Below are 21037 nucleotides of genomic sequence, written 5' to 3' on the forward strand. Positions count from 1 at the left end.
ATTGAGGTCGACAGAATCTAGCCACCGCACTGCCGGTGGCTTTCACTCGTGTGGGCGGCGCCCGCACCTGTGCATGACCATTCTCCCGACGCAGCAGCATTCGCACCGCTGCGTGAACCTCGCCGGCAGGCGCGCACCGCACCGACCTCGGTCCCGAGTGGGTGCCTGCGAACGCGCGACTTCGACTCCCTGGCGGACCCACCTCTCGCCCGTTGCCTGAGCAACGGTGCATTGTCGCCGGTGGATGGTGCTCCCGTAGCTCGGATCGAATCTCTCGCCGCCTCGCCCCACGGCCCATGGTCGGTTGTCCCGCCAGCTCCGCTGGCATCCACAGCCACCTGTCAGGCCCGTCGGCAGCTGACGGGAAGAAGAAAGAGAAGTACCGCCAATGTCTTTGAAGTCCGCCATCACACTTCGCGACCTGACCTTCGACTGGCCGGACGGCACCCTTGCGCTCTCGGGCGTCAACGGCACGTTCGGCACGGGTCGTACCGGCTTGATCGGACGCAACGGCGCCGGGAAGTCGACCCTGCTTCGGCTGATCGCGGGAATCCTGCGGCCGGCCGCCGGGCAGATCGATGTCATCGGCGAAGTCGGCTACCTGCCGCAGACGCTCACGCTGCGGCACGAGGCGACGATCGCCGAGCTCCTCGGCATCGACGGCGTCCTCGCCGCGATGCGAGCCATCGAGTCCGGCGACGTCGACGAGCGCCACTTCCACACCGTCGGCGACGACTGGGACATCGAGGCCCGGGCCGATGAGGCGCTCCATCAGATCGGATTCGCCGCCGCCGACCTGGACCGTCGCGTGGCCGAGGTCTCCGGCGGGGAGGCGATGCTCATCGCCATCACGGGCCTGCGTATCCGCCGCACGCCGATCACCCTGCTCGACGAGCCCACCAACAACCTCGACCGGCCCACGCGCGCCAAGCTCGCCGAGTTCGTCGACCAGTGGCCCGGGACGCTCGTGGTGGTCACCCACGACCTCGTGCTGCTGGAGCACATGGATGCCACCACCGAGCTCTACGGCGGCACGCTCGACACCTTCGGCGGTCCCTACAGCGCATGGAAGGAACACCAGGAGCAGGAGCAGGCGGCGGCGGTGCAGGCCGCGCGGTCGGCTCAGCAGGCGCTCAAGGTCGAGAAGCGGCAGCGGGTCGAGGCCGAGACGAAACTGGCGCGCCGGGAGCGCACCGCGAAGAAGACCCAGAAGGACGGTGGCATCCCGAAGATCCTCGCGGGCAACCGCGCCAGCAAGGCTCAGGCCTCGGCGGGCTCGCTGCGCTCCACGCTCGACGACAAGGTCCAGGCGGCCCAGGCCGCCGTCGACGCCGCGGATGCCCGCGTCCGCGAAGAGGAGCACATCCATCTCGTACTGCCCGATCCCGACGTCCCGCGCGGACGGCGCCTCGCGGAGCTGCGGGACCAGGACCGCACCATCGTGATCCAAGGGCCGGAGCGGGTCGCCCTCGTCGGACCCAACGGCACCGGGAAGTCGACCCTGATCGAACAGCTCGTGCACGGTATGGCTCCCGCGACCGATCGGCCGCACGGGCGTCTGGTGACGGAACTCGTGGGATACCTCCCGCAGCGCCTCGACGGGCTGGACGACGACGCCAGCGCGATGGTGAACGTGCGGGCGGTGGCGCCGGGGACACCGGCGGGCACGATCCGCAACCAGCTCGCCCGGCTGCTCCTGCGTGGCGACAGCGTCGATCGTCCGGTGCGCACCCTGTCCGGCGGCGAGCGGTTCCGCGTCTGCCTCGCCCGGCTCCTCCTGGCAGAGCCGCCGGCGCAGCTGCTGGTGCTGGACGAACCCACGAACAATCTCGACATCGCAAGCGTCGAACAGCTCGCGGAAGCCCTCGACGCGTACCGCGGAGCCCTCCTCATCGTCAGCCACGACGTCGCGTTTCTCGAACGGATCGGCGTCGACACCGTCATCGAGCTCGACAGGAACGGGCGCATGCGTCAACGCCGGGACCTGAACATGTGACGATCTTGATCGCCGAGCCCGGCATCGCCTGACGTCGAGCACAGCAGCGCGAGGGGGATGCCGCAGCATCCCCCTCGCGGGTCCGGTCAAGGTGCGGCCGTCACCAGTCCCAGAGGAACCGGAGCAGGCAGCTGATCAGGTCGTCGGACGACGGGTCCGCGGCCGGGGCGGGCGCCGGGGCGGCGTTGTCCTGTGACGGGGCGGGGGCGGCGTTGTTCGCCAGCTCGAAGGCGACGTCGGGCGAGAACGTGCCGGCCGCGCCCTGGCAGCCGTCGGCCTCCCCCGGCGGCTTGATCCACAGGTACGCCTCGACGGCGGGGTCACCGGTGTCGAGGGTCGGTGCCTCGCCGATGGCGCGTCCGGCGGGGTCGCACCACTGGTCGCCCAGGGGTCCCTTGCCGTTGCGGCTCGTGTCGACGACGAAGTGCAGCTGCGATGCGCCGAGCTCGGCGAGGACGGCCTTGCCGTACGCGACCTCGTCGGCGGTCGGGCGGAAGTTCGACGCGTTGGTGAAGAAGCCGTCAGCGCTCCGCACGCCGGCCGCGGTGAGCCGCTTGGCCTGTTCGGCGGGCGAGTTCCACTGCGAGTGGCCGCCGTCGAGGTACACCTTCGCCTGGGGGTTCGCGCTCTTGATGGTCTTGACCGCGAACGTGACGGCGTCGTCACGCTCGGCGATCTTCGCGTCGTCGAGGCAGTTCTGCAGCGCGAGGGCGTCCGGCTCGACGATGACCATCGACGGTTGCGAGCCCAGCCCCTTGGCGAAGGCCTGCACCCACGTCTTGTAGCCGGCGATATCGGGGGCGCCGCCTGCGCTCGCGCCGCCGCAGTCGCGGTTCGGCAGCGCGTACATGACGAGCAGTGGCACCTGCCCGGTGCCGTTCGCCTGACCGACGTAGCCGCTCACGTCGGAAGCCACGGAGTCGGGGCTGTACGTGGTGAACCACTTGCCCGTGGGCTGGTTCGCGATGCGGTCGCGGATCGCGGCCGCCCGGGAGTCGTCGGGGTTGGCTGCCAGCCAGCGCGCCGCCTGCGAGTCGGGGGCCTGGAACAGGGCCCCGGGGGTGGCGGCGGCCGATTCGCCGCCGGTCCAGACCACGGCTCCTGCCGTGGCGGCGACCATGAGACCGGTGAACGCTGCCATCGTGGCACCGCGCGAGGGGTTGGGCGACAAAGCGTCTCCTTCCATGGAGGTACTAGCACGGGAGCGCTCCCAAGGACCGTAGTGGTTCGCGGCGGTCATTCAAGCCATGAGCAGGTGATTTAAGGCAACCTTAAGAAAACGCGGCGCCTGAATACTGACGCGCTTGCACACTCCACAATGGACGGTTAGTCGCCATCGGCCGACCGCCTCATGTGCACCGGGCTGTCGTACCTGTGGACGATCGACCTGAGCCGCCGGCGCCGGCGAGGCCCGCGCTTGTTACCAGCTCGACACGGTCTGCCACAAGTTACAAATGTGATAAATATGGACATTAATCACCACGCCTGCTGGCCGCCGCCGTGGCTCGGATGTAATGATCTCGCAGGTTCCACAATGCATGATGCGAATAGACGGGCGCCGCGATGCCCGGGTTGTGGGGGTGTCCATTGTCCGCAGTCCAGGTGGCGCCGAGGAAGGCCGCGGCCGTGCCGATGCACCGGGCGGTGCCGAGGCTCGCCCGCAATCCGCTCGACGCACTTGTCGGCTTCGCCGAGGAGGCCGGCGGCGAGGTGGTCCGCGTCAACCTGGGCGCGTTCCGGCCCTACCTGGTGTCCAACCCGGCGCACGTGCAGCACGTGCTGCGCGACAACGCCGCGAACTTCCTGCGTGACGGCAAGGGCATGCTGTGGCGGCCGGTCAAGCGGCTGTTCGGCGAGGGCATTCTCGCCGAGGGCCAGGTGTGGGCCGCGAGCCGCAACACGCTGCAGCCGCTGTTCACCGCGAAGCGCGTCGACGCGCTCGTCGATGGCATGGCGGCGTCGATCGAGGAGTCCGTCGCGCGGCTGGACGAGCCCGCCCGGGAGGGCCGCGTCATCGACGTCGGCGCCGAACTGTCGAAGATCGTGTGCGGCGCCATCATGCGGGTCCTCTTCGCCGACAGGGTGAGCGTCCCGGAGGCGCTGCGGATCGTGAACGCGCAGAACACCATCGCCACCGCGATCGTGTTCCGGCTGCTCGTTCCGTTCGTGCCGAACGCGATCCCGATGCCGGGCGACCGGCCGTTCCGCAACGCCGTGCAGGAGATCGACGACGTGCTCCTGCCGATCGTTCGGGCGTCACGGGCGCGCGGCGACGACGGCACCGACGTCATCGCCACGCTGAGCCGAGCCAGCGACGCCGACGGACGCCCGATCGACGAGCGGCAGGCCCGCAACGACGCCGTCGCCATGTTCGCCACCACGACCGAGACGACGTTCGGCGTCCTCACGTGGCTGTGGCCGATCCTCGAGGCCCACCCGCACGTGGCCGAGCGGCTCTACGACGAGATCGACCGCGTGGTCGGCGGGGGCCCGGTCCGCCGCGCGCACCTTGCCGAGCTGACCTACCTGCGGATGGTGCTCGAGGAGTTGCTGCGGCTCTATCCCGTGGGCTGGCTGATTCCCCGCGTCGCCGCCGGGCCCGACGTCGTCGGCGGGACTCGCATCCCCAAGGGTGCCGACATCCTTGTCAGCCCCTACATCACCCAGCGCATGTCGCAGTTCTGGGACAGGCCGCAGGAGTTCGACCCGGAGCGGTTCGCCTCGCCGCGGGCCGAGCGGCGCCACCGGTACGCCCACTACCCGTTCGGCGGCGGCCCGCACCAATGCCTCGGGCAGCACCTGTTCTACCTGGAGGCCCAGCTGATCGTCGCCACCATCCTCAGCCGCTTCCGGTTCCGGTTGCACGATCCGGCCATCCCGGAGCCGCAGGTCGCCGCGTCACTGCGCCCCAAGACGAAGGTCGAGCTCACGCTGCTGCACCGCGACCGCGCCACCGTCTAGCGGTGTCCAGCATGAACGCCCCGACGACGGAGCTCGGGAACGAGCTCGCCGCCGCGGCCGAGCAGGGCCGGATCTGCGGCCTCGCCGCGAGTGGGCAGCGGGACCTGAATGCCGCCGCGGCGGCATACCCCGAGCTGTTCCCGGCGAACCCGTTCGACCCGGCGGTGTTCGGCACCGTGGCGCTGGCCACCGCTTTCGGCGCGCCCTGGTGCACCCGCGAGCAGCTGCGGATCGCCAACCTGACGGCGCTGTGGGTCTTCGCCGTCGACTGGCGCGTCGACTACCTCGCGCGCACCGGTGCCGACGTCGACCGCGTCGTGGAACGGTGCCTGTCCGCGGCCGACGGCGGCGAGCCCGAGGACGATGACGCGCTGTCGCGGATGCTCGCCGCGGTGCGCGATGAGCTCGCCGCCGCGCCGGCGTTCGCGGCGCACCGGCCGGTCTGGCGGGAGGAGCTGCGCCGGATGCTCGCCGCGATGCGCCGCGAGTGGGAATGGAAGTCCACCGGCGCGCGCCCGGACCTGGCGCAATACCTCGACAACGCCGACAACTTCGGCTCGTCCTGGGTCAACGTCTCGCACTGGCTGTCGGGCGGCGAACCCGACGCGCTCGCCGAGTTGCCTCGGCTCATCGCCGCGGGGCGTGAGGTACAGCAGGTGCTGCGGCTCGTGAACGACTTGGCGACGTACCGGCGCGACGTCGAATGGGGCGACCTCAACGCCTTGCTGCTCGGCGCCGACCACGACGAGGTCACCCGTCAGATCGGCAAGCTCGCGCGACAGGCGCTCGGATCGGCCGAGGCGCTTGCCGGCAGCTGCCCGCGGGAGGCGGTGTACCTCAGCCGCCAGATCGGGTTCAGCACCGGCTTCTACCGGCTGACCGACTTCTGGGGTGCCCTGTGAGCGTCGATGAGGAGGCGATCGCTTCCGCGGCGAGCCTCGCCGCACCGTTGGACGCGCGCGTCGATCAGGGTGTACAGGACCTGCTCGAAAGCCTGGCGAGGGAGCCTTGGGGGCAGGTGTCCGCCTCGGTCTACGAAACCGCGCGGCTCGTTCGGCTGGCGCCCTGGCTACGGGGCCATGCGGAGCGGGTGCGGTGGCTGCTCGCCGCGCAGCGACCGGACGGCGGTTGGGGTCCTCCCGGCGGTTACGCACTGGTGCCGACGCTGAGCGCGACGGACGCGCTGCTTTCGGCCGGCCCCCGCGAGGCCGCCGAGCGCGGGCTCCGGTTCCTGCACCGCCTGCTGAGCGAAGTACCGTCCATTCCGGACACTCCCGCGGCCGACCTCATCGTGCCGGCGCTCGTCGAGCAGATCAACGAGCGCACCGCGCAGGCGCTGCCCCTGCCCCACGGCATGGACGGCACCCGGCTGGCGGCGGTGCGGCGGTGGTTCGAGGCCCGTGCGGCGGTCCCGGAGAAGCTCCTGCACGCCCTGGAGGTGCTCGGCGACGCGGCCCGCGGCGCGCCCTCGGTCCGGCCGGTCGGCCCCGGCTCGGTGGGCGCCTCCCCTGCCGCCACCGCCGCCTGGATCGGCGACCAGCGGCCGCCCGCGGTGAGCTCGTACCTCGCCGCGGCCATGCACCCTCACGGCGGCGCCGTCCCTTGCGCCACACCGATCACCGTGTTCGAGCGGGCGTGGGTGCTCGGCGGGCTCGCCCGCGCCGGCGTCCGATTCACGGCGCCGGCCGAGATGGTCGCGAGCCTGACCGCGAACTGGGGCCCGACCGGCACGGCCGCCGGGCCCGGGCTGCCGGCCGACGCCGACACCACGGCGGTGGTGCTGTTCGCACTCGGCGAGCTCGGGCATCGCGTCGATCCCGGCGTGTTACGGGAATATGACGTCGGTGAATTCTTCTGTACCTGGCCCGGCGAGGACGGCTTTTCGGTCACCACGAACGCGCACGTACTGGATGCATTCGGCGTGTGCGGTCAGGTGGACGTGACCGATCGAATTTCCTCGTGGCTGTGCGCGCAGCAGGAGCCGGACGGCTCCTGGCGCGACCGGTGGCACAGTTCGCCGTATTATGCGACCGCCTGCTGCGTGCTCGCGCTGACCCGTTTCGGCCGCGGGCCGGCGGTCGCCGCGGCGGTCGCGCGCGCCGCCGAATGGGTTGCCGCGACGGGGCGTCACGACGGCTCCTGGGGCCGCTGGAGCGGCACCCGCGAGGAGACGGCCTACGCGGTCCACGTGCTGCTCCTGGCCGGTCACCGGCCCCGCACGGACCTGGCCGCGACCGCGCGCTACCTGACTGGAACGCACCCGGCGGACCCGCCCCTGTGGCACGACAAGGACCTCTACGCACCGCACGCGATCGTGCGGGCCGCGGCGCTGGCCGCACAGCATTTGATCATGCAGCACCGAAATTGACCTCGGCGAGTTGGATCGCGTGGCGAGAAGTTGCTAGCGTGCGTCGGTGCTCCGGTGCCCGCGGCGTGAAGTCGGTGGATGACCGCGCCGGGCGTGTCCGAGAAATGCTCACTGGGACGGTGTGATGGCTTCCCGCAGTTCACGGCTCCGCACCAAGATTACCGCGCTACTGCTTTCGCTGACCGCACTCTGGGCGTTCGCGGCCTGGGTGACGCTGCGGGAAGGCGTCAACCTCCTGTGGGTCCAGACCTACAACAGCCAGATCTACGACCCGAGCGAGCCGCTGCTGCTGGAGCTGCAGGTCGAGCGGCGCATGTCGGTGGTGTACCTCGGCACGACCGGGGCCGCTCCGCACGGCGACCTCGACGCCCAGCGCGGCAAGGTCGACGGCCTCGCCGCCGAGTTCCGCCAATCCGCCCAGAGCCGCTGGGCCAAGCTGGCCGCCGACGCGGAGCTCAAGTCCCGCGTCGCCACCGTGCTGAGCAGCCTGGACCAGCTGCAGGCCACGCGCACGTCGGTCGACTCGCACACGATCGACCGGGCCGCCGCGTCGAGCGCCTACACCGCGGCGATCGAGTCGATCTTCCAGGTGTACTACTCGCTCGGCAAGCTCGACGACCAGGCGATCGCCGACGACACGGTCACCCTGATCCAGCTCAACCAGGTCCGCGAGCTCGTCTCGCAGGAGGACGCGTTGCTGGCCGGGGCGCTCGCCTTGGGCCGCTTCACCGACGTCGAGTACGGGCGGTTCACCCAGCTCGTCGGCGCGCACCGGTTCCTCGCCGACCAGGTCGCGGCGAAGCTGCCCGCCGCTGACAAGTCCCGCTACGACGCGATGGTCGACGGGGCCGAGCTCACCCGGCTCCGCACGATCGAGGACCAGGTCGTCTCCGGTTCCCGCACCAACCTGCGGCTCCCGGTCGACGCCGCCGGTTGGAAGACGACGACCGAGGCAGCGCAGAAGCAGATCCTCGACGTGGTCCTCCGCGGCGGTGACTCGGTCGTGCAGCGGGCCACGCCGGTCGCGATCGGGGTGGTCGTCCGCCTGCTCCTCGCCGCCGGTCTCGGCCTCGTCACCGTCATCGCCTCGATCATCGTGTCGATCACGACGGCCCGGGCGATCCTGCGCCAGCTGGAACGGCTGCGGGACGCGGCCCGGCACCTCGCGACGGAGCAGCTGCCGGGCGTCGTAGCCCGGCTCAGCCGCGGCGAGGTCGTGGACGTCGCCACCGAGGCACCGCCGCTGGAGTTCGGCAACGACGAGATCGGCCAGGTCGGTCACGCGTTCAACGCCGTGCAGGAAACCGCTATCCGCGCCGCGGTGGAGCAGGCCGAGCTGCGTCGCAGTGTCCGCGACGTCTTCCTCAGCATCGCTCGCCGGTCCCAGTCGCTCATCCACCGCCAGCTCGCCGTGCTCGACGGCATGGAACGGCGCGAGAGCGACACGGTCAAGCTCGAAGACCTGTTCCGCGTCGACCACCTCGCCACCCGGATGCGGCGCAACGCGGAGAACCTCATCGTGCTGGCCGGGTCGAGCCCGGGCCGCGTCTGGCGGCGCACCGTTCCGATGGTCGACATCGTCCGGGGTGCGATCGCCGAGGTCGAGGACTACGCCCGAGTGACCGTCTACCCGATCGCGCCGGTCGAGCTCGCCGGCCGCGCGGTCAGCGATGTCATCCACCTGCTCGCCGAGCTGGTCGAGAACGCGCTGTCCTTCTCGCCGCCGCATACCGAGGTGTACATCAAGGGCCAGGCCGTCGGCACCGGCTACGTGCTGGAGGTCGAGGACCGCGGCCTGGGCATCGGCGGGGAGGAGCTCACCGAGCTCAACGAACGCATCGCGAGCCATCCGGAGTTCAATCTGGCGAGCGCCGCGCGGCTGGGCCTGTTCGTGGTGAGCCGCCTGGCCGAGCGGCACGGCATCCGGGTGCAGCTCAAAGAGTCGGCCTACGGCGGCACCACGGCCATCGTGCTGATCCCGAAGAGCCTGCTCCACGGCGCCGACGCGATCGAGGGCGGGACCGGCGGCGCGCCGGCGGCAGGCCCCCGCGCCGCGGCGAACCGTGGGGCCAACCACCGGGAGGGAACCGTTGAGCCGTTGCCGGCCAGTGCCCACAGCTCCGTCGCGCTCGCCGAGGCGCCGCCGCCCGCGCTCGAAGCCGCCGGCCCGGTGACCGCCGTGCCGCCGGAGCCGGCTCCCACCCCGGTTGCCGACAGCTCGTTCACAACCTCCGGGCTGCCGGTCCGGATGCGGCAGACCAGCCTCGCCGCGCCGCTGCGGGACGAGTCGCCCGATCCCCAGTCGGTCGAGCCGGTGGCGCCTGCCGCCGACCCGGAGCAGGTCCGCAGCCGCATCTCGTCGTATCAGGACGGGGCCCGCCGGGGCCGCACCGACCTTCCCCGGCACGCCGTGGACGATTCCGCACAGCCCGAGGCCTGACGTAAGGGGAGACCTGTGGTACAGAAGACGGCCAAAGCCGATCTGACCTGGTTACTGGACGACTTCGTCGCACGCATCGACCACGCGCAGCACGCGATCGTGCTGTCTGTCGACGGCCTGCTCAAGGCGTCGTCGCAGGCGCTCGGCCAGGACGACGCCGAGCATCTGTGCGCGATCGCGGCGGGCATCCAGAGCCTCGCCCGTGCCGCCGGCAAACGGTTCGACGGCGGCCCGTTGCAGCAGACGATCGTCGAGATGCGGCGATCGTCGCTGCTCGTGACCGCCGCCGGGGACGGTTCGTGCCTGGCGGTCCTCGCCAGCGAGGACGCCGACCTGGGCCTCCTCGCCTATGAGATGGCGATGCTCGTGACGCGGGCCGGGAAGTACCTCGGCTCGCCGCCCCGGCTGGACGACCCGGCTGAGGGGGCGTGACGCGCTCCGATGACCGCCCAGGACGAGCCGATGGAGGATCAGTGGGTCGACGACCGTGCCGGCCCGGTCGTCCGGCCCTACGCGATGACCCGCGGGCGAACGCAGCCGAAGCGCGGCACGTTTGACCGCATCGCGCTGGTCACGGCCACCGTGATGACCGCCATGCCGGACGTCGGGATGGAGCCGGAGCACCTCGCCATCGTCCGGATGTGCCAGCGGCCGCTGTCGGTGGCGGAGCTGGCCGCGCATCTCGACCTGCCGCTCGGGACCGTCCGGGTCATGCTCGGCGATCTGCTCGACCGGCGGCTCGTGCAAGTACGTGAACCCCACCCAGCCGGGACACGTCCCGACACGGACATCATCGAGGCGGCGATCAATGGCCTACGGGCACTCTGACGGCGTCCCCACCGCGATCAAGATCCTCATTGCGGGCGGGTTCGGCGTGGGCAAGACGACGATGGTCGGCGCGGTCAGCGAGACCGGTCCCCTGCACACCGAAGAGGTCCTCACCGAGGCGGGCGCGGGCGTCGACAGCCTCACAGGTGTGGAGAGCAAGTCCACCACGACGGTGGCACTCGACTTCGGCCGCATCACCATCAACGAGCAGTTGGTGCTGTACCTGTTCGGCACGCCCGGCCAGGACCGCTTCTGGTTCATCTGGGACGAGCTCGCGCTCGGCGCGACCGGCGCGGTGGTCCTCGCCGACACCCGGCGCCTCGCCGACTGCTTCCCGTCCATCGACTACTTCGAGCGGCGCGGCACGCCGTTCATCATCGCGGTGAACCGCTTCGAGGGCGCACGGCAGTACGACATCGACGAGCTCAAGCAGGCCCTGAACCTCGAGTCCGACGTGCCGATCGTCCTGTGCGACGCCCGGGAGCGGCAGTCCGGCAAGGACGTCCTCGTCACGCTGCTCCAGCACGCGGCCGACGCCCGGCCCCGCGTGCCCGCCTGACCTCGCCCACTGGCGCCCCCGGCTGGGATCGAACCAGCGGCCTTGGCCTCCGTATGGCCATGCTCTACCCGCTGAGCTACGGGGGACGTGGTGCGTTCACCGGGCTCGCAACCCGCGCATCATGATCACGTCCGATGATAGGGACCCGCCTCCTGGCGGGCAAAGAGGTTTCAGCTCCACTCACCCTGCCGGCAGCCGGCCGGCTGAGGGTCAGCCGGTCGCCGGGGCGCACCCGCACGACGTCAGCGTGGCGACGAACGCGTCCCGCTCCGCCGTGGTGACCGACAGCCCGTACGCCGACTTCACCTCGACCTGCAGCGCGACGTAGGCGCACCGGCCGTTCGCCGGCAGCCAGGACGCCGCGTTCGCGTCACCCTTGGCCCGGTTCTGCTGGGCGGTCGTGGCCAGCAGTTCCCGCGGATCGTTGGCGAACGCGAGCCGCCGCTCGTCCGTCCAGGCCGAGGCGCCGCTGCGCCACGCGTCGGCCAGGGCCACCACGTGGTCGATCTCGACGTCGGCGCTCGTGGTGCCGCGCTGGAACGCCAGCGTGGAGCCGCCGTACGGGTCGACCAGGACGCCGCTGACGACGGTGCAGTCCGGGGCCGTGACCGCCGACCGCAGGTCCCGGCGCAGCACATCGTTGCGGGTGTCGCAGCCGTTGCCGTCGACGTCGGACCAGGCCGGCCCGAACCGCGCCCGCGCGTAGCCGCCGCCGGCCGCGTTGTCGGCGACCTTGAGCTGGTACACCTCGGCGAGCACGTCCGCCACGTCCGCCGTTGCCTGCTCGGCGCTCGGGGACAGCGACGGGCTCGGCGCAGGAGCCGGGGTCGTGGCGCTCGGGGCGACCGCGGGCGCGGCCGGGGTCGCCGGGTCCGGCCGCGGTACCGCTGTCGTCGCATCGAGTCCCGTCAGGTCGGCCGCCTCGGCGGCCTGGTGCGGGCTCGCCGGTCGCTGCGTCCCGGCCCAGGTGGCGGCGGCCAGGCCCAGCAGGAACGCGCCGAGCAGCGCCGCCGCGACCAGCAGCCGCCGCGGCCGGGCCGCCGTGGCCCGGCCCGACCAGGACGGCGGCACGTCCGGCCAGCGCGCGTGGGTGCGCCATTCGCTGTCCATCAGGCCCGCCGGGCCTCGACGATCACCTTGCGGTTCTGGGCCGCGGGCCCGGGCAGCAGGTGACCACTGGCGTCGGTGTCCGGCACGTGCCCGGGCGCCTTCGAGCCCAGGCCGCTGCAGGTAATGGTCGCCGGGTCGACACCGAGCCCGACCAGCGTCTGCTTGACCGCCTCGGCACGTTGCCGCGACAGCGCGAGGCCGTCGGAGTTGCCCGCGGTCGCACCGGTCAGGCTGACCAGCAGGTGGCCGGCGATGATCTTCTCCGCGAGTGGCTTCAGGGTCTGCTGTACGGCGGCCGGGTCGCGGTACACCGCCTGGTCGGGCAGGAACGCGACGGTCTCCTGGCCGAGGTCCACGGTGGTGGTGGGGCTGGTGCCGATCGTGGCGAACGTCTGCGCCACGGGCAGCGTCACGGTCGTGACCGCCGGCAGCCCGTCGGCGGCGGCGCCGCTGAGCGGCTCGTCTCGAACGGTGACCTCGGCGCCGGCCCGCTGCAGCACCGCGGTCCAGATCGCGACGAGGTTGGCGCGCTGCGCCGTGCTCAGCGGTTCCTGCGGCGCGGCCGTGTCGCCGATGCCGCTGAGCAGGACGGTGACGCCTTTCAGGTCCGGCAGCGCGTGGGCGCTCGCGAGCGACTCGGCGACGTCGGCCGGGTCGGCGCCGAGCACGCCGGGGTCCTGGAAGCGCAGCGGTGCCACGGTCTGCAGCCCGCTGTCGATCACCAGCAGCGTCCGCGTGCCGGTGCCGCCGGACGTCGCCCTGGCCGCGAGGCTGATCGCGCCGAGCAGGTCGTTCTCGGGTGCCGTCGCCCGCGCCGCGATGACCTTGGCCGCGAAGCTCGAGGAGAGCGCGGCGGTGCTCTTCTTGCGCGCCTCGGCGTTGTTGCCGCTGGCGGCGAGCGACACCGGCCCCTTGAGCGACGGCTGCCCGTCGCTGACCACGATCGAGGCCCGGCTCCCGCCGGCGACCGCCGCGTCGATGAGCGAGCCGGCGCCGGAGACCAGCGCCGGGTGGGGGCTGTTCGCGTGCGCGCCGACGACCACCGCGAACGCGTTGCCCGGCTGGGCGCCGGTCCCGGGCCGGGTGCCGCCGGGACCGGGCTGGGTGCCGCCCGAACACCCGGCGGTCGCGCCGGCGGCGAGGGTGAGCGCCGTGGCCACGGCGGCCAGACGGTGCATGGGCATGTGACCTTCCTTCATCTGACGTGGCGTCACCGGTGCGGTGTCGCCGGCTGCTGATGCGTGATCGCCGACGTGCCGGCGGGGCTGCCGACCCGCGTCGCCAGCGCCACCCGAGCGAGCTGCTTGAACTCGTCGGCCTGCGCGAACGTGCCGGCCCGCTGCGCCTCGCGGCGCTCCGGGTCCCGGCCGGCGTCGGCGCGGGCATGCTCGATCAGGCGCCGGAGCCGGTCGGCGTCGGCGGTGGCGCGCTGGTGGCGGGAGCGGGCGCGCCGGTACGCCCACGGCTGCGGGCCGCGCCAGAGGCGGTACCGGCGCCGCAGGGTGACCGGCAGGCCGAACGTCCAGGCCCACGCGATGGAGCGCAGCTGGCGGCCGTGCTCGCGGCGCTCGGCGCGGCCGAGCCGCCGGTGCCGGCCGAGCATCGCGATCCGGTCCGGGCCGTGGTCCCATGCGAGCCAGAACGCCATCAGGCCGCCGCCGAGGTACAGCAGCAGGAACAGCACGGCCATCGGCAGGCCGTCGAGGTTCGCCGCCGGCACACCACCGGCCGGGGCCGCGGGCGCCCCGCCGTCGAGCCCGGCGAGCGGGTCCGCCGGGTCGAGCCCGGCAAGCTGGTCACCGCCGGCGGCGCCGTGGGTGAGCCGGATCCACAGGGCGGCCGCGCCGAGCGCGAGCCAGAGCACCGCCAGCACGACGGCCACCACCACGCGCGCGGAACCGGGCCGCCCGCCACCCCCTGCCCCGCGCAGCGCCGCGCCCGCGATGTGCGTCAGACCGATCGCGAGCGCGGTGAACGCGGCCACGAGCAGCCATACCTGGTACTCCTGCAGCTCCCCGTCGAGCTCGGCCACCACGACCCTGAAGTTCGTGACGTCGCCGGCCGCGGCCACGAGTACGAACACCCAGCGGCCCCAGCCGCTCCAGAAGCCCTGTTCGGCGAGGGTGAGGCGGGGCTCGTCCGGCGGGACGACCGCCGTCACGACGCCACCGGGCCGATCTCGTCCCGGCCTGGCCCGGCCACGCGGAGCGGGCCCCACCCGGACGGCCGGGGCCGGCCCGGTTTGCGCCCGGCCGGGGGTTGCATCCCCTCGGCGGGTTCACCCGGGGCCTCCGGGCCGGCCTCGGCCCCGAAGGCGGCGGTGTAGCGGTCCATGGCCCACCCCGCGCGTTCGCGCCGCTGCTCCGCCTTGCGCAGGCGGTCCTGCAGGTCCAGCAGCGCGGCTTCGTGGGCGCGCCGCCGGTCGATGTAGTACGCGTCGATGCGCCGCAGCTGCTGTTCCCGCCAGGCGTCGATCATGCGGTCCAGCACGCGGGCGTTGCCCTCGTCGACGGAGCCGCCGGCGGCGAGCCGCTCGATCCACAGCTCGACCTGCCCGCCCGGGTCGGCGGGCGCCGTGGCGGGGCCACGGCCGGTCGGGGCATGCCGCCCGCGGCGCGGCGCGAACAGGCGGCGCCGCGGCTCGGCGCGGCTCACGGGGAGACGCCGTTCTCGAGGGCCCAGCGGTGCCACGGCTGCGGCAGGGGCTTCCATCCCCCGCGCCGGTTGAACCGGTTCGCGCGCAGGAACGAGCGCCAGTAGGCGGCGATGCGCCACTCGGTGTAGTGGCCGAAGCCGGCGCAGCGCTGCCGCATGGCCTCGACGCGCCCGCTGAATTGGGCCGCCGCCGTGCGCAGCGCGGTCTCGGCCTCCAGCTGGGCGGCGCGACGTTCGCGCAGGGCCGTCTCGAGCATGGCCCGCTCCCGCTCGTACTCGGCCTGCCGGCGGCGCTGGATGGTGGCGACGTCGAGGCCGTCCTCGCCGAGGCGCCGCTCCTGCCCGGGCCGGGTCGCGGCGAAGCGCTGGTAGCGCTCCTCGGCCGCGGCAACGGCCGCGTAGTGCTCGGGCAGGCTGCGGGTCAGGCGGTCCCGTTCGGTGTCGATCCGGGCCTGGTCGGCCCGCATGCTTTCCAGCTCGCCGTCGAACACCTCGTACGCATGGCGCAGCAGGGCCTCAATGTGCGGGGTCATCGCGACGCCGCGGTCGTCGAGGTTGACCGGCACGCGCCGCCAGCCGTCCCAGCGCCCGTGCCAGCGCAGCCGGCGCCGCTCCCGGCGGGTCCGGTGCAGCCAGGTGAACGACTGCTCCACGACCGCACCCTTCTGCATGTCGGCCATACGTTGCGTGCCTCCCCCGTAGCCCGCCGTACCGTCTTGCGATCGGGGATCTATCGGACCGGGCGACCGGGAGTTGAGAGTGGCGGCGGTCATAGCTGACATGGCGCGCCGGTGAGTAACGGTCGCGGGCGCTTACCCGCTGTTCTGTGGTGGTCGGTGTGGCGTCGCCGGCGTGGATCAGTGTCGCCGCGGTTGGCATGGTCGGAGGATGTGTATTGGCCGGGTCCGTCGTTCGTGAAGCCGGGCGCCGCATGTCGGCATTTGGCCCGGCGCGCGGCCGGGGGGCGGGTGTGGCAGCGTGAACCCGATGGCAGGCATGGTGATCGCCGGACGGTACCGGCTGCAGGCAGTGCTCGGCCGGGGTGGCATGGCCACCGTCTGGCGGGCGGTCGACGACCGCCTCGGCCGGCCCATCGCGGTCAAGGTGCTGTCCAGCCCTGCCGGCGCCGCCGATCCGGCCGCGGTGCGGCGCTTCGAACAGGAGGCCCACGCCGCCGCCCGGCTCAGCCACCCGAACATCGTCGCTGTGCACGACGTCGGGCGCGAGCAGGACATGGCGTACCTGGTGATGGAACTGGTCGATGGCGCCAGCCTGGCCGACCAGCTCGCGCACGGCCCGTTGCCCACCGGCCAGGCGGCGGCGATCGCCGTCCAGGTCTGCGAGGCGCTCGCCGCCGCGCACCGTGCGGGCGTGATCCACCGCGACATCAAGCCCGCCAACATCCTGCTCGCCCGCAGCGGCGAGGTGAAGGTCTGCGACTTCGGCATCGCCCGGCTCACCCACCAGCAGCAGACCGGCCTCACCGCCACGCACACCGTGATCGGCACCAGCGCCTTCATGGCCCCCGAACAGGCCACCGGCGGGCCGGTCGACGCCCGCACCGACCTGTACGCCCTCGGATGCGTGCTCTACGCCATGCTGACGGGCCAGCCGCCGTTCGACGGGGAAAACCCGATGGCGGTGCTCCACCAGCATCTGCACGAACCACCGGTACCGCCGCGGACCCTGCGCCGGGACGTGCCGGCCGGCCTGGACCGGCTCGTCACCGACCTGCTCGCCAAGCACCCCGCGGACCGGCCGGCCACCGCCGACGAGGTCCGCGACCGGCTCGGCGGCGCCGCGACCGACCGGCCCGTTCAGCACCAGCAACGCGCGCACGCCTCCGCCCGCGTGGTGTCACCGACCCGAGCCATGCCGGTCCTCGACGAGCCGTCCGCACCGGACGCGCCCCGGCGGCGGCGCCCGATCAGCGCGTTGCTCATCGCCGCCGTCACCGCGGTCATCCTCGCCGCGCTGACCATCGCCGCGGTCCTCTCGTCGCGGCAGGCGAACACTGACGCCGGTCCGGCCACCGGCACGCCGGCCGGCAGCGCCACGACCCCGGCCGGACCGCCCAGCAGCTCGCCCAGTGTCGCAATCAGCCCGATCGCCGCACTGCGGGCGGCCATCAGCCAGCAGGTCGGCGCCGGTCAGCTCGACACCGACGCCGCGAAGGATCTCGGCGGCAAGCTCGACGACGTCGAGAAGGAGCTCGTCCGGAACCGCACCGAGAAGGCGGCCGGGAAGCTCGCCGACCTGCGCGACAAGCTCGATGAACTGCACAACGACGGCAAGGTCGGCACGGTCGGGTATCAGGCCATTCGGGCCAGGGTCGACCAGCTCGCCGACACGCTCCCGTCCGTCAAGAACAACAAAGGCGACAAGGGCGACTAGGACGACAATTTGTGCACTGACCGGTCCGGTTCGCTGGCCGCCCGACGCGGAGGTGTCGACCGCTACGCCACCTTCAACCCGGCGACAGCCGCCTCAAACGGCTTGGCGACCGATGGCTTCACCTTGCCGGTGATCCGGACCAGGACACCACCGTTCAGGTAGTCGTATTCGGTACCGAGCATCTGCATCGACTTCAGGACGTCCTGGATGTACTTCGACCGGGCCTGTGCCGCACTTGCGTCGGCAAAGACTTCGACCACCCCGCCGCGATCGATGTCGTACAGTTTACCGTCCTTGTCGCCGCCGGGCACGTCGAACGACGCCCGGGACACATAGCCGCCGGGCCTTCCAAGGAGGTTGTTCGGGTCGGTGTTTTCGTCCTGCGCGGCGACGTTGCTGACAGGCAGCCCAGCGGCGGCAAGCGCATCGACGGCGGCTTTGGCGTCCATCTTCGCCACGGTCGGGGATGGTGACGGGCTCGAAGCGGTCGTCACTGCGACGGACGGTGCGGCTGCGGGCGCACTGGTGGGGGTACTGCCACCACCGCAGCCGGACACCGCAGTGGCAAGAACGACAACGAGAAGGCGACGGGCAATGATCACCAATGGATCTTGCACCAGAGAAAGCCGGAAACGGATCACCGCTATGGACAAACACCACCGCTCACCGTTGCCAGCCGTGACAAGACGACAGCCGGGTGGATCTGGCGCGTGGACGCAGCCAGGCCCCGCACGGGCTCGATCCGGGCCGGCAGGTGCGGCCGGGGCGCCTGCCTCGGGTACGTCACGCCTGCCGGCCTGACCGCCTACGGGATCTGGTACTCGGTGGCGACCACCTGGTCCGTCGGCAGGATCTCCATCCACTGGCTGAATACCGCGAACGGCGCCGCGCCGAATTTGATGCCGCCCTCCAGCGGGTCGAAGCCCTTGCTGAACACCGTCTCGGTGGGCAGGGTCAGCTCGTTGTTCAGCGCCGGGACCGGGGTCAGCGAGGCCTCGTGCTCGGCGCGGATCTTGTCGGCGATGAGCAGCAGCACCTGGCCGATGGTCTGGCCGCGGTACTCCGGCGGGTCCTGGGCGGCGTCGAACGGGTACGGCTCGTCCAGGCCGTCGCTGCCGGCGACCTCCGGGCGGCGCAGCCACGCCATCGCCTCGCGCTCGCGGCCCGGGCGGATCGGCAGCACAGCCTTGACCCACGGCGAGTTCAGGAACGCGTTGCGGTGCACGTCGCCGTCGAGCTGGATGAGCCAGCCCAGCGACGCGCCCTGCGGGGCGGGCGCGGTCTCCTCGGTGATGAGGTAGTACGGCCGGTGCCCGGGGATGACCCGCGGGCGGACCTTGCCCAGGCCGCTGACCCTGGCGCTGAGGGCCGGCTCGGCGATGATCGTCGGCTGCAGCTCGCCCTGGTCGTCCTTCGCCGCGAGGCGCTGCTCGCGCGGGCGCCACCAGTCCGGGGCCACGAAGTACAGCATCGAGTCCACGTCGAACAGGTACCGGATCAGCTCCGAGGCGACGTGGTAGTCCTCGTTGGTCCAGCCGTTCTCGTTGCCGTACAGCCGCTTGATGAGCGAACGGTAGACGATGCTGCGCTCCTCGGCCCGCAGGTCCTCCTGCGGGCGGGAGCGCACCTGGCCGACCAGCTTGAGCCGGGTGCGCAGCGTGTCGTAGAACAGCTGCTCCTTCTTCAGCGCCACCTCGTCGTCGTAGGCGGTCTTCAGGTCGGCGTTGGCGCGGTCGATGGCGGAGCGGGCCTCCATCGTGGGCGCGTACACCAGGTTGGCGTCGAACGGGATCGCCGGCCTGCCGCCGAAGCTCGCGTGCGTGAGGTGCACGACGAAGCTGTTGCCGGCGACGTTGACCGGGTCGACGTTGAAGTTGACCTGCGCCCCGTGGAAGTCGAGGCTGCTGACGGAGTCGAGCACGAACCCGGCCGGCGGGGGCGGGCACTTGAACTCGAACCGGAACTGGATGATGTCGTCCTTGCCGACGTCGGGCTTGAAGATGCCGTGGTCGGCGTTGTCGCCGGAGAGCTCGTAGGTGTTCTCGGCGTCGTCGTCCGCGCCCTGGTACAGGATGAACGGGATCGCCAGCGAGTGCGACTTCTCGATGTTGGCCGGGTAGGGCCTGTAGTCGGGGGCCTTGACCCCCGGGTCCAGGGCGGCCGAGGTGGCGTGCACGAACTCGCCCAGCCCCAGCGGGTCGCCCGGGTTGTCGATGTACAGCTGCCAGCACAGCTGCTCGCCGAGATCCTGTACCTGTACGGCGACCTTGCGCATCTTCCGGCTCAGCTGGTAGCTGACCAGCTTGTCGGTGGTGTTCTGCAGCAGGTACCGGCGGCTGGACGTGTCGGTCGTCTCGGTGACCGTGCGGAACGTCGTCTTGTAGTTCTGCCGCACCTCGCTGGACAGCTTCGAGCTCTGCTCGCGCATCCGCTTGTGGGTCTGCTCCTGGGCCTGCTTGCGGGAGCTGTCGAGGTTGAAGCTGCCGCTGCCGCTGGCCTGGAAGATGCCGGCCACGCCGCCGCTGGCCGAGGCGGTGACGCCCAGCCGGGTGTCGTTGGCGTTCTCCACCTTCACCGCGTCGGAGAGCTCGTCGCGGTCCGTCTGGGCGACCTCGGCCTTCGTGCTGGTCTCCGTGGACTGCTCGATGGTCCGCTCGACGAGCTGCCGGCGGGTGTTGACCTCGACCAGCTCGACCTGGCCGCCGGGGCTGATCCAGACGTGGCCGACGGGCGGGCCGAGGAACGTGCCGACCTCGAAGAAGTACTCGCGGAACATGTGCAGCAGGCCGATCGGCGACAGGAACGCCGAGCGGGCCGGGTGGTCCTCGGCGAACCACGTGGCCGCGGCGAGCACCCGCTGCCAGGCCGGCACCTTGGGCGTCAGCATCTGCTGGACCGTCTGGGGCGAGGCGCGGCGGAGGTACTGCAGCAGCGCCCCGGCCGCCCCGTCCCCCGTCGCGGGACGCACCGTCGGCGGGACGCCCGGGTCGAGGACGAGCCCCTGCCGGAGGTTGATGGCGACGGTCCGGTCCTCCGGCTGCTCGGCCGGCTCGGGGGCCAGGCGCACGATCGGCCCATGCGGCTCGCTCGGCGCGGGCGCCGGCTCGAACATCGCCGGGTCGACGAGCTTCGCGGCCTGCCGGAAGCGGCTGTTCGTCGCGTCGGCCAGGTGCTCGTGCTGCAGCGTCGACCGCCAGCCCACGAGCGGCTGGTACACCCCGAAGAGCTCGCTGGCGTACGGCAGCACGCCCTGCTCCGGCTCGTTGTGCGGGGCCGGCGCCGGCGGGTGCGCCCCGGCGGCGACGGCCGGCCCGGTGAGCGCCTGCACCACGTTGTCGGGCCCGTTGGCCTGGGTACGGAAGTTCACGAAGCGCGGGTCGGTGCCGGACAGCGTCATCAGCGCCACGGCGGTGAACCGGTCCTGGCGGGCCGGCGCCACGAACGCGATCTCCACCGATCCGTCGGAGAGGTCGTCGGTGTCGTGGACCACGAACTGCAGGGCCTCCGTCTCGCCGGTCGGCTTCACCAGCCGCGTGCCCCGCAGCTCGGCCACGTCCGGGAACGCCGAGGGGTCGCGGATGTCGAGGGCGGCGCCGAAGCCGAGGCCGATCGGGCCGCCGTGCACGGGCTTGTCGATGTCGATGCGGTACCGCCACAGCGCGAACGCGCCGCCCGCGATCCCCGGGAACGGCGCCGTGCCGATCAGGCTGACGATGTACATGGGTC

17 protein-coding genes are annotated in these 21037 nt (G+C 72.1%); 9 read left to right on the forward strand and 8 right to left on the reverse strand.

The features are described from left to right. Positions 1-388: 388 nt before the first annotated feature. On the forward strand, positions 389-1996 hold the full coding sequence (locus tag ABD352_RS26810; protein ID WP_344615249.1) for an ABC-F family ATP-binding cassette domain-containing protein: 1608 nt from the start codon (positions 389-391) through the stop codon (positions 1994-1996). A 100-nt stretch (positions 1997-2096) separates the two neighbouring features. On the opposite strand, the gene ABD352_RS26815 is transcribed toward ABD352_RS26810, so the two are convergent. Beyond that, on the reverse strand, positions 2097-3137 hold the full coding sequence (locus ABD352_RS26815) for a glycoside hydrolase family 6 protein (protein WP_344615250.1): 1041 nt from the start codon (positions 3135-3137) through the stop codon (positions 2097-2099). 485 nt (positions 3138-3622) lie between these two features. On the opposite strand from ABD352_RS26815, the gene ABD352_RS26820 reads away from it, so the two are divergent. The 7 genes from ABD352_RS26820 to ABD352_RS26850 all read left to right on the forward strand — a co-directional run bounded on the left by ABD352_RS26820 (position 3623) and on the right by ABD352_RS26850 (position 11152). Further along, positions 3623-4957 (forward strand): cytochrome P450, encoded by a 1335-nt coding sequence (locus ABD352_RS26820; protein ID WP_425553649.1) that lies wholly within the window; start codon positions 3623-3625, stop codon positions 4955-4957. 11 nt (positions 4958-4968) lie between these two features. Next, positions 4969-5859 (forward strand): terpene synthase family protein, encoded by an 891-nt coding sequence (locus tag ABD352_RS26825; protein ID WP_344615418.1) that lies wholly within the window; start codon positions 4969-4971, stop codon positions 5857-5859. Further along, complete coding sequence (locus tag ABD352_RS26830) at positions 5856-7325, forward strand: prenyltransferase/squalene oxidase repeat-containing protein (protein ID WP_344615251.1); 1470 nt, start codon at positions 5856-5858, stop codon at positions 7323-7325. The genes ABD352_RS26825 and ABD352_RS26830 overlap by 4 nt, the downstream gene beginning before the upstream one ends. A 124-nt stretch (positions 7326-7449) precedes the next feature. Then, positions 7450-9765: a nitrate- and nitrite sensing domain-containing protein gene (locus tag ABD352_RS26835; protein ID WP_344615252.1), complete on the forward strand. Its 2316-nt coding sequence runs from the start codon at positions 7450-7452 to the stop codon at positions 9763-9765. A gap of 15 nt (positions 9766-9780) precedes the next feature. Beyond that, on the forward strand, positions 9781-10197 hold the full coding sequence (locus ABD352_RS26840) for a roadblock/LC7 domain-containing protein (RefSeq protein WP_344615253.1): 417 nt from the start codon (positions 9781-9783) through the stop codon (positions 10195-10197). A gap of 9 nt (positions 10198-10206) precedes the next feature. Beyond that, positions 10207-10593, forward strand: coding sequence for a DUF742 domain-containing protein (locus ABD352_RS26845; RefSeq protein ID WP_344615254.1), 387 nt, complete (start codon positions 10207-10209; stop codon positions 10591-10593). Further along, complete coding sequence (locus ABD352_RS26850; RefSeq protein ID WP_344615255.1) at positions 10574-11152, forward strand: GTP-binding protein; 579 nt, start codon at positions 10574-10576, stop codon at positions 11150-11152. The genes ABD352_RS26845 and ABD352_RS26850 overlap by 20 nt, the downstream gene beginning before the upstream one ends. 210 nt (positions 11153-11362) lie before the next feature. Here ABD352_RS26850 and ABD352_RS26855 read toward each other — a convergent pair whose 3' ends face one another. Genes ABD352_RS26855 through ABD352_RS26875 form a run of 5 tightly spaced genes read right to left on the reverse strand, consistent with a single transcriptional unit; the run spans position 11363 to position 15597 of the window. After that, on the reverse strand, positions 11363-12262 hold the full coding sequence (locus ABD352_RS26855) for an HNH endonuclease family protein (RefSeq protein WP_344615256.1): 900 nt from the start codon (positions 12260-12262) through the stop codon (positions 11363-11365). Beyond that, positions 12262-13446: an OmpA family protein gene (locus ABD352_RS26860; RefSeq protein ID WP_344615257.1), complete on the reverse strand. Its 1185-nt coding sequence runs from the start codon at positions 13444-13446 to the stop codon at positions 12262-12264. The genes ABD352_RS26855 and ABD352_RS26860 overlap by 1 nt, the downstream gene beginning before the upstream one ends. Positions 13447-13472: 26 nt before the next feature. After that, positions 13473-14423 carry a hypothetical protein gene (locus tag ABD352_RS26865; protein ID WP_344615258.1) on the reverse strand — a complete coding sequence of 317 codons (951 nt, stop codon included), beginning with the start codon at positions 14421-14423 and terminating at the stop codon, positions 13473-13475. Then, a complete protein-coding gene (locus tag ABD352_RS26870) occupies positions 14420-14917 on the reverse strand; it encodes a hypothetical protein (protein WP_344615259.1) in 498 nt (165 codons plus the stop codon). The genes ABD352_RS26865 and ABD352_RS26870 overlap by 4 nt, the downstream gene beginning before the upstream one ends. Next, complete coding sequence (locus ABD352_RS26875; RefSeq protein WP_344615260.1) at positions 14914-15597, reverse strand: flotillin family protein; 684 nt, start codon at positions 15595-15597, stop codon at positions 14914-14916. The genes ABD352_RS26870 and ABD352_RS26875 overlap by 4 nt, the downstream gene beginning before the upstream one ends. Positions 15598-15904: 307 nt before the next feature. Here ABD352_RS26875 and ABD352_RS26880 point away from each other — a divergent pair, with 307 nt between their 5' ends. Then, positions 15905-17311, forward strand: coding sequence for a protein kinase domain-containing protein (locus ABD352_RS26880; protein ID WP_344615261.1), 1407 nt, complete (start codon positions 15905-15907; stop codon positions 17309-17311). A 62-nt stretch (positions 17312-17373) separates the two neighbouring features. Here ABD352_RS26880 and ABD352_RS26885 read toward each other — a convergent pair whose 3' ends face one another. Both ABD352_RS26885 and ABD352_RS26890 read right to left on the reverse strand, forming a co-directional pair. After that, on the reverse strand, positions 17374-17769 hold the full coding sequence (locus ABD352_RS26885; protein WP_344615262.1) for a hypothetical protein: 396 nt from the start codon (positions 17767-17769) through the stop codon (positions 17374-17376). Positions 17770-18116: 347 nt separating this feature from the next. Further along, entirely contained in the window at positions 18117-21032 is a 2916-nt protein-coding gene (locus ABD352_RS26890) for a hypothetical protein (protein ID WP_344615263.1), read from the reverse strand. Between the last annotated feature and the right edge of the window lie 5 nt (positions 21033-21037).

It is taken from the genome of Dactylosporangium salmoneum, assembly GCF_039532525.1.
GTDB classification, from domain to species: Bacteria; Actinomycetota; Actinomycetes; order Mycobacteriales; family Micromonosporaceae; genus Dactylosporangium; species Dactylosporangium salmoneum.